Annotated in this window: 13 protein-coding genes; 10 read left to right on the forward strand and 3 right to left on the reverse strand. The window is 56.7% G+C overall.

Annotated features, from left to right (window positions below; genetic code table 11):
- The 4 genes from XI04_RS18915 to XI04_RS38705 all read left to right on the forward strand — a co-directional run.
- A partial coding sequence (locus XI04_RS18915; protein WP_271623738.1) for a hypothetical protein occupies nt 1-196 on the forward strand: 196 nt, incomplete at its 5' end.
- 120 nt (nt 197-316) lie between these two features.
- On the forward strand, nt 317-1,213 hold the full coding sequence (locus tag XI04_RS18920) for an SMODS domain-containing nucleotidyltransferase (RefSeq protein WP_271623739.1): 897 nt from the start codon (nt 317-319) through the stop codon (nt 1,211-1,213).
- Nucleotides 1,210-1,716 (forward strand): hypothetical protein, encoded by a 507-nt coding sequence (locus XI04_RS18925; RefSeq protein ID WP_271596123.1) that lies wholly within the window; start codon nt 1,210-1,212, stop codon nt 1,714-1,716. Before XI04_RS18920 ends, XI04_RS18925 begins: the two co-directional genes overlap by 4 nt.
- Before the next feature lie 329 nt (nt 1,717-2,045).
- Nucleotides 2,046-2,471, forward strand: coding sequence for a toll/interleukin-1 receptor domain-containing protein (locus XI04_RS38705; protein WP_333913279.1), 426 nt, complete (start codon nt 2,046-2,048; stop codon nt 2,469-2,471).
- Between the two features lie 637 nt (nt 2,472-3,108).
- On the opposite strand, the gene XI04_RS18935 is transcribed toward XI04_RS38705, so the two are convergent.
- The 3 genes from XI04_RS18935 to XI04_RS18945 all read right to left on the reverse strand — a co-directional run bounded on the left by XI04_RS18935 (nt 3,109) and on the right by XI04_RS18945 (nt 4,962).
- Nucleotides 3,109-4,164 carry a DUF3883 domain-containing protein gene (locus XI04_RS18935; RefSeq protein WP_271596125.1) on the reverse strand — a complete coding sequence of 352 codons (1,056 nt, stop codon included), beginning with the start codon at nt 4,162-4,164 and terminating at the stop codon, nt 3,109-3,111.
- A 170-nt stretch (nt 4,165-4,334) separates the two neighbouring features.
- Nucleotides 4,335-4,661 carry a hypothetical protein gene (locus XI04_RS18940; protein WP_271596126.1) on the reverse strand — a complete coding sequence of 109 codons (327 nt, stop codon included), beginning with the start codon at nt 4,659-4,661 and terminating at the stop codon, nt 4,335-4,337.
- A gap of 34 nt (nt 4,662-4,695) precedes the next feature.
- Entirely contained in the window at nt 4,696-4,962 is a 267-nt protein-coding gene (locus XI04_RS18945; protein ID WP_271596127.1) for a hypothetical protein, read from the reverse strand.
- A 343-nt stretch (nt 4,963-5,305) separates the two neighbouring features.
- Here XI04_RS18945 and XI04_RS18950 point away from each other — a divergent pair, with 343 nt between their 5' ends.
- The 6 genes from XI04_RS18950 (at nt 5,306) to XI04_RS18975 (ending at nt 11,358) form a co-directional block, all read left to right on the forward strand.
- Nucleotides 5,306-6,862 (forward strand): hypothetical protein, encoded by a 1,557-nt coding sequence (locus tag XI04_RS18950; protein ID WP_271608708.1) that lies wholly within the window; start codon nt 5,306-5,308, stop codon nt 6,860-6,862.
- A gap of 74 nt (nt 6,863-6,936) precedes the next feature.
- Nucleotides 6,937-7,635 carry a hypothetical protein gene (locus XI04_RS18955; protein WP_271623740.1) on the forward strand — a complete coding sequence of 233 codons (699 nt, stop codon included), beginning with the start codon at nt 6,937-6,939 and terminating at the stop codon, nt 7,633-7,635.
- A 1,317-nt stretch (nt 7,636-8,952) separates the two neighbouring features.
- The gene (locus XI04_RS18960) at nt 8,953-9,882 is read left to right on the forward strand and encodes a hypothetical protein (protein ID WP_333913282.1); all 930 of its coding nucleotides are present in this window, start codon (nt 8,953-8,955) and stop codon (nt 9,880-9,882) included.
- Between the two features lie 661 nt (nt 9,883-10,543).
- A complete protein-coding gene (locus XI04_RS18965; protein ID WP_271608710.1) occupies nt 10,544-10,753 on the forward strand; it encodes a hypothetical protein in 210 nt (69 codons plus the stop codon).
- Between the two features lie 19 nt (nt 10,754-10,772).
- Nucleotides 10,773-11,123: a response regulator gene (locus XI04_RS18970; RefSeq protein WP_271596131.1), complete on the forward strand. Its 351-nt coding sequence runs from the start codon at nt 10,773-10,775 to the stop codon at nt 11,121-11,123.
- 61 nt (nt 11,124-11,184) lie between these two features.
- Entirely contained in the window at nt 11,185-11,358 is a 174-nt protein-coding gene (locus XI04_RS18975; RefSeq protein WP_442869410.1) for a DUF6894 family protein, read from the forward strand.
- Nucleotides 11,359-11,416 lie beyond the last annotated feature (58 nt).

Here is an 11,416-nt window from a genome sequence, read left to right on the forward strand (position 1 = left end):
TCGGAACGCCGCGCGCCATCAACTCGGTACGGTGCGCGCGATGACCTCGGAATCGGCAGCCAGCACGATGCCATTGGCGTCCTTCGCGATGAACGAATCCTCGTGCGGCCGATCGACGGTCCACGGGGAGAAAACGTCGGTCTTGGGTCAGTCTGCATTGAGAACATATAAAGAACATAAATCAACCGGTGAATAACGGGTGTAAGTTAACGGCAGGAGAATCAGGGGTTGCGGCGACTCAAATGGAACCCCACATGATGGTGTCAGAGGGTGGGGGGGCACTGCATGTAGCCCACATCATGACTAGGAGGTCATAATGACTGTGGGAGTGTCTTCCTTGAGTGTTTCAGAACGGTTCAAGCAGTTCCTTGACAACATCACGCGGAGCACGGCGCAGATCGACGACGGCAAGACCAAGCGCGCCAGCGTCTGCAAGGTGCTCAACATCAAGTACTGGTCGTCCTCCTCCGAAACGGACAACAGTTTTTACGTCGGCTCTTGGGGAAAATACACCCGCATCCGACCGCCACGCGATGTCGATGTCTTATTCAAGCTCCCGAAGTCGGTCTATGACCGTTTCCAGTTGCGCACCGGCAACAAGCAGTCCCAGCTTCTCCAGGAAGTGAAGGACGCGCTGAAAGCCAGTTTTCCCAAAACCGACGTTCGCGGCGACGGTCCGGTGATCAAGGTGCCATTCGCATCATACGCCGTCGAGCTGGTGCCGGCGTTCCCTTTGACGACCGGCAAGTACTACATCCCGCTCACGACGAATGGCGGCAGCTACAAGGAATTCGATCCGGACGCTGAATACAAAGCTGTTGCGGACTCGAACAAGACGACGAACGAAAACACCCGCGAACTCATCCGCATGATGAAGTGCTGGCAGGGTTACTGCTCGGTGCCACTCAAGTCCTTCTGGATCGAAATAATGGCGGTCGATTTTCTCTCGTCGTGGGAGAATGCGGGCAAAAGCCGTACCTACTATGACTGGATGGTCCGAGATTTTCTGAAATACCTGGTCGGCAAAGTGAACAGCTATATCTGGGTGCCCGGTACATATGAACTGATCTGGATCGGCGATGCCTGGAAGTCACGTACTGACAGCGCGTATGCCCGCGCCGTGAAAGCTTGCGAATACGAGTCCAATAATGACTCGGTAATGGCAGGCATTGAGTGGCAGAAAATCTTCGGCAACGACATGCCCCTGATATGAGCGATGCAGCGGCGGCGGCTCTGAAAGCGCAGTGCAGGGAACAGTGGGAACGCTGCCTCTACACATCGAATACGCTTATGGTCTGGCTTCGCGCGTTGCGCGTGACGCGCATCGTGTTCGTGGTGTTGCCCATCATCTTCGGTGCGCTGGCGAGCTGGGAAATTCTGAAGGGCGACAATCGGTACGAATACCTCACGGCTACCATGGCGCTCGTCGCCGGGCTTATCCCGGCGGTTTACGCGGCGTTGAAGCTTGATGAGCACTTACCGACGGCAACTCGGCTAGCAGGCGAATACAAAAATCTGGAGATCGTTTTCGGCGACCTTGCCGCGATCGGTCCCCACAAGCCGTTCGATGCATTCGAGGCTGAATACAAAGAAGCCCGAACTCGTTTGGAAAACGCGAACAGCGACGCCTATACGCCGCCGGAATGGTGCTTTAAGCGAGCACGGAAGAAAATCCGTGCCGGGCACTACACCTTCGGCGAGGATCCGCCGAGATAATGCAACTCCCTTGAAGAGAGACCGACATGTCTAGATGCACGGCACCAGTAAGAGGGCATATACGGGGCGGCGGAGAGGACTGCCCAGTGTGCGGGCCGCGCTATCGCGGCTTTAGGTCGTCTTACACTCCGTCTTATACCCCGTCCTACCCTTCCCCGTCCCCATCCGCGTCGTGGAGCAGCGGTGGCAGCCGCAGCAGCAGTGGGGGCGGCAGGTCAAGTCGCAACACAAAGCCACGCTGGTCGGGAGCCGGCTCGTCTCAGCTTTACACGCCCGAAGAAGTGCGTGCGCTTACGCCAATCCGTGAGACCGTCGAAAAGCGGGCGGCAATGCCGGACCTTCGGCAGATTTTCTTGTGCCACGCGTGGGACGACCGGCTGGGGGCAGCGAAGGAGCTGTACGATCTGCTCGTAGCACGGGGCGTCTCGGTCTGGTTCAGCGAAAACGACATTGGCCTCGGTGAGCCGTTTCTCCGGGCTATCGACAAGGGCTTGGCGAAGTCGCGGATCGGGATCGTGCTGGTGACTCCTTCGATGCTGAAGCGCCTTCCAGCAGGGGGCGTCGCAGACAAAGAGCTTTCGGTACTTCTCCAGCGTGACCAAATCGTACCAATAATACACAACACGTCGTACGATGCTCTTCGCGACGTCAGCCCTATGCTCGCCTCGCGAAACGGCCTGGACACGGCAGAAATGCCGATGGCCGACGTCGCGGCTAAGCTCGCCGAGCTGGTCGCCGTCCCTATCGCTGCATGAAGCCGTTCGAGTTACTTGGATAATTGGGCTGAGCTCAAGCCTTGGCTTGAAGTACCTTGTCGTCGGCAAATTGACGAGAGAGAAATGGCGAACGCTGCTTGGCGCCTTTATATAGGCAACGGTGCTCGCTAATTGCAATCGCACCTGATCGAGGTGCAGAACGTCATCCCACTTTTGGGAAACGACTTCCCTAGTCTAGTCGCGAAGTCGTAAGATCATCTGTTCTTTAGCCCGCATATAACTGATGACACATTTATTCTTCTACCATCAGTCCTCCTAAGTGTCCCTGACCCCGGGTATTTCTGTACTCGGTAGGACGCGACCTCCTCTCCGACCCAATACGATTCGGCATCGTCCTCGCGTTTTATAGCGGGTCGAAGAACCGATAGTCGCCACGCCCCACCCTGTGATCAGCTGTGGCCTCTGGCTAGGGCCGGGGGGTTATCCGAAACAGGTCCCCGGGGGGTAGCTGAAATTGGGTCCTCGGAAAGGGTAGCACAGCAAGCAAGGATCGTTAGTTGCGGGACTCTTAAAGCCATTGATCTCGGCGCTTCTCGAAGTCCGCATGGGATCGATTTTCTGCCCCATGCACAGCGAGCGTACGGAAAAGCCTCGCTGGGACGTGTGGGCTAAAGCTTTATTTTCGCTGTGCGCGATAGGACGTCGGATTCAGCACAAGGCATTTCTCAAGCGCTCCTCGATAGACGGTAATCTCAGGAGAAGCCGGGAAATTGTACACCCGATAGAGCCGATACGACTCGTCCAGCCGAGACGATGTGCTAAGTTCATTGCTAGACACGAAAAACGGCGTGGCCTCGCCATGTGCTGTCGTCTTAACTTCGATGTGGATGGGCTTTCCATCGAGATCGAACGAGGATATGTCGTAGCCGTGGCCGTCCGCCTCGCTTGCCTCCCATTTCACCTTCGCGGCCAGATCGGCCCTGTTGGCCTCCTTCAGCGTTTGCCGCTCTCGCTCGAAGACGTAGCGTTCGCCGCCCTTGCCGAGTTCTCGATTTTCGGCATCTCTTAGCGCCCAGTCGATTCTGACGAGACGGGGCTTGCTCGCAGACTCAGTACGAATCGCCTCTGCTTCCGAGCTATCGAATTCTCGACCAATGCGATCCTCCAAGACGTACCGCAGAAGAGTTTGGAAGCCCGGCGCTGGTGCGTATCCTGGAAGCCATTCCCTCCCCATCTCTTGAAGCACCGCGCTTACGTTTTGTAACTTCCATTCGTAAGCCTTGGCAGTGCGAGAGGGTCCTTGCGAGTGTAATTTGCTATGGTAATCCTTCTTCTTGAAAGGCAAGCCAGCTTGATGAAGCGCGAGCATCTCAAGATAGGCGTCAACTGCGGCCTCTGCTTCTTCGATCCACCACCCCACGTGCCTGACGCCGGTGACGTGAAAGCCCAATCGATCTAAAGCCCAAGCAGCATTTCCCTTGACCTTTCCGCCACTACATTCATCCCAAGCAAGCGGCTCAGTTCCAAACTGATATCCAAACGCGACCGCCGCTATGGCTTTTGAATCATAAACGCCACCTGAGTAACGAAGGGCATACGCACGCGCGGGCTTAAAGTGATACAGGCGACGAAAAGCCTCCCGCCCTAATCGATCGCATTCGGCGATGGCAGCTTTCACCGCCGTTGGGCTTGTCAGCTTGTTTAAGGTGCGCGCTGGGCTGTCGTGAGCCATGAATTTCTCTAACGAAATCTTCCGAAAGGTTCGATCATCTCGTGCGCGCGCGGCTCTGTGTAGTTGCTGCCGCCATAGTGGAGGGCATGTCGGCAACGCCCTCGCGGTTCGGCGACGAAGCCCCCTGCGTTCGAACGCAGGGGGCTTCTTCAAAGTCCCGACTGGAAAATTCAGGTGGTGTGCCAACCATACATGGCACCTGTCTTCCAGCAATGGTCTCGCGCTACGCGAGCTCCGCTACCAATTTGACGCATGCCCAACGACAACAGCTCTTGTTTCAGCCAGCGTCCAATGATGCGGAGCGCTTGATGGTCGAGCATGCGATCCAATCCTTTACGGACAGCTTCGCGACCGACGGCTTGCAAGGCCGGGACGCCGTCACGAGAAAGCTGCTGGCATTCTTCAAGGACTTCGGGGCTCTCCAAGATCGGCTGCAACAACTTTCCAATCTTGGTTTCGCGAAAATCGGCTACAGTTTTTGAGTACTTTTTGGACATATCAATCTCGTCAATATCAGTATTGCTTTGACGTTCAGACTTTCTTTTTCTTCCAGTCGGCATGTCTAAGTGCCGTCGCTCGATACGAAATTTTCATTTCCTTGGCTGCGGCATAGATCGAAACGCCACGCTCAAAGAGAGAGAAAAGATGAGCAATGCCTGCGTCGGTCAGATGACCCGTATCCCGAAACCAGTTCGGGTTGCGCTCATCTTGATTATCTTTATCTGGTTGAAGGATGGCGAGAGCGGCTTGCAGATGCTCGACGACCTTCTCTAGCTCGGCAGGGCCTAAGCCTTTCATAGGTGACATCTCCTGTGTGATTGAGTAGGATACTAGTATCATTGAATTCATTGATACTCGATAAAAAAGGAGCCGCTTTGCTCACTATTTCGTGAATTGGGGTGAACTGCTAGAAGAACGCGGGTCCTCTCTGAAGTTCGATCACGCCGCTTACGCGAGAGAAAGCGCCTCCCTGAATCCCACTTGCGACATTTTCGGTGTGACAGGTGCTTTTTGGGTGATGATAAACATAACAATAAGGCATTGATATTGTTCAGGGATTTTTGATGCTCGTTCAATCCGAAAAAGACGGCCTCAGCATAGACAAGCTGTTATAAATAGAGCAGTATGACATACTGGGCCCATGCCCAGTCTTGAAGACGTTCTCCGGCGAATTGGCCCTGCGCTCACCACCGAGCTCATCGCCGAAATGGCGAAGGACGGCCTGTCGGCGGCTGCCGCGCGCCAACGCATCGCGCGTGCAGACGACTTCACAATCAAGCGGCTGGCTGGCCTTCGCTTCCCGCACAACGCGCGCTTCCTCTATCTCGATGATCAGTTCGGCGACAAGAAATATTGGAAAGCGTTGGAGCGCGTTTTCCGGAATCACGGCAAGTCATATTGGGGTGCAATCTCAGGCCTGAAGGCGCGCGGCGGCATCTTCCCGCGCCGGTTCTTCGAAGGAGTATGCGGCACCCCTGCTGCGCGGTCCCGGCAGCTTTCTCCGCAACGTGTTTTCGACCGCCTATCGGCGATCAACTTGCTTGAAGAGATTTATGACGACGCGACCAACGAAACTTACGTGAAGTTTCGGCCCTTGGAATATAGCGGCGACACCATAACGCGGATCAGAGCCCGGCTTGTTGCCGAGAATGTCGTGTTGCATGGCATGAAAGAATGGTTCCGACGCACAGGTTTCGGAAGTTTCGATAAGGTCAGGGTTCGCGGTGAAGGCGATGCCCCTATGGTATCGAGCATCACGTGGGATCTCAGCGCGCCGTCTTACGCTCGGCCGCTGGTGAGTTCCGCAGGCAATGGGCTTAAGCCAGGCTTCATCGTTTGCGATGTCAATTTGCGCGATGTGCTCAGCGAAGATGCGGTTGCGGCCTTCGTTCGCAAGCATGATCTTGCATCAGCACCGGCAAACGTTGCCCCGATCATGCCGTTCCTTGTTGCTGACGGCTTCGCCGGTAAGGCGTTCGGGCTCGCTCGTTCAAGAGGAATTCTTGCGACGACGACATCGCATTTGTTCGGCGAGGAAGTCGCGAAGGCGCTCCGTGACTTGATCGCGCTTCTCACCGATACAGGGGCAACAGCTTCGGTCAATCCGGATCACATCGAGCGTGTCCTGAAAAGCCTAACCCGTATCGAAGGGGCGGCGAACAATCTTCGTGGTGCGCTCTTCGAGATCATCGTGGGCTCCCTCGCCAAGGACGTCGAAGGCGGATATCTGAGGTCGGGCGAAAAGTGGAAAGACTACGAGACGGGCCGGACAGCAGAGACCGACGTGCTCCTCGACCGGCCGCACGACAAAGGTCCGCTTGTGATCGAATGCAAGGCGAAAATCCCCGGCGGGCGCGTAAACTTAGAGGAAGTGCAGAAGTGGCGCGAAGACCGGGTGCCGCTGCTGCACAAGATATTCAGGACGGACGGGCGCTTGTCCGGCAGGCACGTGACTTTCGAGCTGTGGACGAACGGCCCGATCGGAGCCGATGCCCTGGCGTGGCTCGAAGCTTATCCAGCAACAAAGGATTACAGCGTCGGATGGAAGGATGGCGACGCTTTGAAGCCATATGTTGAGCAGGCGTCTTCGGCTGCCATCCGCCGCGCCATGAGCGAGCACTATTTTCATCATCCGCTCGCCAAGATCGCGGCGCAGGTAGCGCGCGAAACAGGTGCCGTTCGACCAAGTCAGGTGTGATGGATGCACATCCACGGCCTGACCTTGTCAATATCTATGAGCAAATGGGGGCAAGCCTGGGCTTGCGACAAAACATGGCGAGAAAGAAATGTCGTTCCGGCTCGCCGCGCTTCTGGCAGCACGATTCACGTCGGTCTAGAAAAGGCGCGGCCCTCCCCGTTCGAGATGGTCAGCAGTTGGGATTTGCGAAGCTCGATAGTCAGGAGTACGAGTGGCTAGGGTACCATTTAGCGGTACTTGTGGGGGCTGCCGTGGCTCGAGTCGAATATGGTCTTATTCGCGTTGGTGCTAAGCGGGAGCGAGCAGCGATCTCCTATCGCATTAGTCCCGCGAGTTACGCTGTGCGCGAAAAAGAGCTTGTCGTTCATCGCGATCTTTCTGTCGAGGAGCAGGCCGCCCTTGAACGAGCAAGCAGCTTGCTGGCGTACTTGGCTTGGATTGGCGCAACGGATCATGCGGACGACACCAATTTGATCGTCAATCCTGCTCGGGATGGATTGAAGGTTGTCGCGATTGATTTTGAGAACGCCTTTGGCGGGGATCTGAGCAGCATTGGCATCGAAATCCCACCGTCGCCACTACTTCGATTGCACTCCAATCGCCGGCGCCTTGAAGGTGTTGTTCGCAGGATTGAGGGACTCAAAAGAAGCCAAATAGCTCGGCGCTGTAGAGCGTCCGGGATGAGTGCCGACGCAGCCCGAAGACTTGTCCGTTCGCTTTGTGATCGACGCAAAGGCCTAAGAAGCGCGTTGGAGACTGAGGGCCTCCTTTGAAGGAAGTGCTATCCCATCTGATTATACAATAACCCTTCTATCATCAGTCTCTACAAGTCCCTGACCGGCCGGCGTTTTGAAGACTGCGGGGAGGCGGCCCCTTCTCGGACCGGTTACAATCCAGCATTGACCGGGCGCTTCATAACAGGTCGCCGAGCTGGCGAGGTGCAAGGCTCGGTTCGTCACTTGAGCTATGGACCTAACGGGGGCCCGGGGGTAGCCGAAAATGGGTCCCCGGAAAGGGTAGCACAGCAACAAAGATCCTTCGTTGCGAGACCCTTCAAGCCATTTCCCGGCTGTCCAGCTTCTGCACTTGTAAGACGAACGTCTGCTTTCGACCAGGTAGCGGACGACGATGCCGTAGTCCGCCATGTCGCCTAAGGGCCCATTAGCGGAAGTGCAGTCTGACAGCTACAGCACCGGAAACTGTATCTGTGTGGATCAACTCAGTGGTTGCGTTCTGGTCCCTCTGAGAGCATCAAAACCGGCCGTACTTAAGCGCATTCTGATGGTTGTGACTGCATCCCTGGCGACGCTCGTTTGGGGCTCGTCCTCTATCAGATTGTTTGCGAGCAACCACCATAGTGTGCGTGGTGACACGCCGTCGCGCTCGCATATCCAGACTCTACCGTTCGGCCCATAAACGCGAAAGACTTTCTGGTCGTTGATCGCGATCATTGCGCGACGCATCGGTGGCGTGACAAAGGCTGTCTTCGCAGAGCGCATTACAAACCGAACGAATGGCGGATGTGGTACAGCATACGTAAGGTGGCGTCGGTATAGACTCCATACGCATAGTGCCGGTCAGCGGCTACAAGCCCGCAGATTCCAATCAGGATTGCAAAGAGAACCTTGGCCATAATGCCGAAAAGCATCTCGCCCGGTGGTTACGGAACCTTTAATGGCACGCCCCGGATTTTTTACGATCCGCCTTGGGTCAAAGGCGGCGGTCCGCGCCGGAGGCGATGACTTCCGCTATGCCCCCGACTACAGACCTACCGCTGCACTGCGCCAACGGATGCGATGGGCCAAGAGGCGACATCGCGAATAGGAAGTGACGATCCAGGTATTGCGTTTCGCAAACAAATCCCAAGAGCCGGGGCTACCCGCACCAGCTTCCGCAACTGAGATGACCCACCCCGCAAGTCCGGATGGGGCGGCGTCGTTCGTTCGTCAGCATCGAAGTCGTTCAGTCGCAACGACACTCAGCCTCTCATCTGTTCCGGGCGCTCGAAAAAGTCGGCTTCCTAATTGGGCGGCCTCGCCCTTCGACCTTGAAGGCATCCATATCTTATCATGCTTCCCCGCGGAACCTTGATGGAACTTTCGGGCGAGCTGCCCATTATCGCGCCACTGAAGGGGCATGCTGAGGAGACTTTAATGATCGATACTGTCGTGGTTGCTCCCACTCCGGGAGGAACGTCTACGTCAACGCTTGCGGGATTATCGTGGCCATCCATCGTGGCAGGCGCGGTAGTGGCTTGCGCGCTCACCCTCGTCTTGCTGGTCTTTGGGACCGGCCTCGGCCTTACCATGGTCTCTCCCTGGTCCGGCTCTGGCGTTTCAGCAACAACTTTCAAGATTACAACCGGGCTCTATCTCATTGTCATCGCTATGCTTGCGTCGTCGATCGGCGGCTATATTGCAGGTCGGCTACGTTCAAGCTGGACCGATGTACATCGCGATGAGGTTTATTTTCGGGACACCGCTCACGGCTTCATCGCCTGGGCTTTGGCCACCGTTCTCGGGGCCACCGCTCTCGCCATTCCGGCGACCAGTCTGATTGGAGGCAGCGCCGTCGGTGCATCCCAGGGCGCCGCTAACGCTGCGCAGACCAATGGCCCAATGGATGGTTATGTAGATACGCTTCTACGGTCGGACCCGGCAGCGACAGGCCCCACCGGGGCGGCCCCGGGCGGGACGACCAACGCAACCGACTCGCGCGGCGAGATGGTGCGCCTCTTCACGCGGAGCTTTCGCAATGGCGGTGACCTAAAGGGTTCTGATCGCGAATACGCAGCGAAAGTCGTCGCATCCCGCACAGGAATGAGCCAGGCCGATGCGGACAAGCGCGTCAATGACGTCGTAACGCAAGTGAAAGCCGATGCCGATGCCGCCCGCAAGGCAACTGCGTCCCTCGCCTTTTGGCTGACTGCAGCAATGCTCCTTGGAGCTTTCTGCGCCAGCCTCGCGGCCACTGAAGGCGGAGGCCTCCGCGATGGTACCTGGAATTCGCGGCGTCGATAGAAAAAGGAAGATACAAAGGAAGATACCATGCCCATTCTGCTTTGGCTGATAGGAATCCCCATCCCCCTAATCATCCTGATCATGTTGCTGCGCTAGGAGTTACATCGAGTTTCTCGATGAACGCACTTGAAAAGTAAAACTCCATCAGGGCGGATGTACCCCTGATGGCGTGCGAGGCTCCCGGTCCGCCGGGGGCCTCTTTAGTTCCTGAACCAAACCCAAGGTCCCGGCCTTGCCCTGAGCACGCTAAATGGCGAACGGTCAGCATGTCCGCTGCGAGTTAGGAGCACGTCACGGGACCATCGTAAAACATCCGGTTTCCCGCAAACTGCCAGCGTAGCCGCGGCCCCTTCGTTGTCAGCGAGGGCCACAAGCGGATAAGCGGCTGTGCAACGGGGTACTCACGGCGGTGAACTGTTAGGAAACCAAAATAAACAGCACAAGCTCGTGCCCAAGAGGAGCGGAAGCCGTGCAGTCCGCACGATAGCAGGCTCCCGCTCCATCCCGGTGGCGGCGATCCGGACAGTGGGCCGTTACCTTCCGAGGCGAGCATCCTAGGGCCAATTGGGAGGCCTAGCTAGAACCAATCGCCTCCGTTGACGGTGCCGGCTCGTCAGTTCCATATTTGGCGAAATCGCCCGCCGAGCCTTGAGAGAGATGAATGACCCTGTCCGATCGCGTGAAGTCGAATATGGAAATCGTACTGGAAGAGACGTGCCAGGAGCTTCCGAACGGCGGTGACCATCAGAGCCGAAAGCTCATTGCCGAACAGCTTCTTGCAGCTGCCGAAGCCGGGAACACCACCTTGGATGAGCTGCGGGCTGCTGCTCTGCGTGCATTCCCGAACGCAGCAAAGATGAAGCGGCAATAGAAGGCATCGGGGACGGCTTGTGGCTTCGGTGCTGCTTATAGAGGATGAAGCACTCATCCAGATGATGATAGCCGACATGCTGGCGGAGCTGGGCCACACCGTTGTGGCCGAAGCTAGTGATCTGGCCTCTGCCCTGCAGCACGCCAACCAAGCCGAATTTGATTTCGCGGTGGTGGACGTTTTGCTTGGCCACACCAGTAGTGAGCCGGTCGCGGTGGTCCTCGCAGAGCGCAACATCCCGTTCGCCTTTGCGAGTGGCTACGAGGCAGACGGAATACCGGACGGATTTCAGGATCGCCCGCTTCTCACCAAACCTTTTCAGATAGACCAGCTCGAACGCTGTATAGCCAAGCTGATGGATCGAAGGTGAATGCGGAACGGCTACCAAACCAGGACGTTACGAAGTACCTTTGAAGTTGAGGTCTTTCGTGATGCCGCGCTATTACTTCAATGTTACTCACGAACACACCGAGATTGATCGCGTCGGCGAGGAGTTGCCGGATAAGCACGCCGCCTGGAAAGAAGCGACTGTGATGGCGGGGCAGACGCTGCAGGGTATTGATGGAAAGCTGGTGCCCGGCCGGGAATGGCGGATGGAAAGTTAAAGACGAGTTTCAAAACACTCTCTTCATCCTGCACATTAATGCCGAGCGACCTGAATGA

The organism is Bradyrhizobium sp. CCBAU 11430 (assembly GCF_028128855.1).
Classification (GTDB): Bacteria; Pseudomonadota; Alphaproteobacteria; order Rhizobiales; family Xanthobacteraceae; genus Bradyrhizobium; species Bradyrhizobium ottawaense.

Excerpts from the sequence above, each read along its gene's own strand:
- XI04_RS18920 (WP_271623739.1), top strand. The coding sequence starts at position 317 with ATGACTGTGGGAGTGTCTTCCTTGAGTGTTTCAGAACGGTTCAAGCAG.
- XI04_RS18925 (WP_271596123.1), top strand. The coding sequence starts at position 1,210 with ATGAGCGATGCAGCGGCGGCGGCTCTGAAAGCGCAGTGCAGGGAACAG.
- XI04_RS38705 (WP_333913279.1), top strand. The coding sequence starts at position 2,046 with ATGCCGGACCTTCGGCAGATTTTCTTGTGCCACGCGTGGGACGACCGG.
- XI04_RS18935 (WP_271596125.1), bottom strand. The coding sequence starts at position 4,164 with ATGGCTCACGACAGCCCAGCGCGCACCTTAAACAAGCTGACAAGCCCA.
- XI04_RS18940 (WP_271596126.1), bottom strand. The coding sequence starts at position 4,661 with ATGTCCAAAAAGTACTCAAAAACTGTAGCCGATTTTCGCGAAACCAAG.
- XI04_RS18945 (WP_271596127.1), bottom strand. The coding sequence starts at position 4,962 with ATGAAAGGCTTAGGCCCTGCCGAGCTAGAGAAGGTCGTCGAGCATCTG.
- XI04_RS18950 (WP_271608708.1), top strand. The coding sequence starts at position 5,306 with ATGCCCAGTCTTGAAGACGTTCTCCGGCGAATTGGCCCTGCGCTCACC.
- XI04_RS18955 (WP_271623740.1), top strand. The coding sequence starts at position 6,937 with ATGGCGAGAAAGAAATGTCGTTCCGGCTCGCCGCGCTTCTGGCAGCAC.
- XI04_RS18960 (WP_333913282.1), top strand. The coding sequence starts at position 8,953 with ATGGAACTTTCGGGCGAGCTGCCCATTATCGCGCCACTGAAGGGGCAT.
- XI04_RS18965 (WP_271608710.1), top strand. The coding sequence starts at position 10,544 with ATGACCCTGTCCGATCGCGTGAAGTCGAATATGGAAATCGTACTGGAA.
- XI04_RS18975 (WP_442869410.1), top strand. The coding sequence starts at position 11,185 with ATGCCGCGCTATTACTTCAATGTTACTCACGAACACACCGAGATTGAT.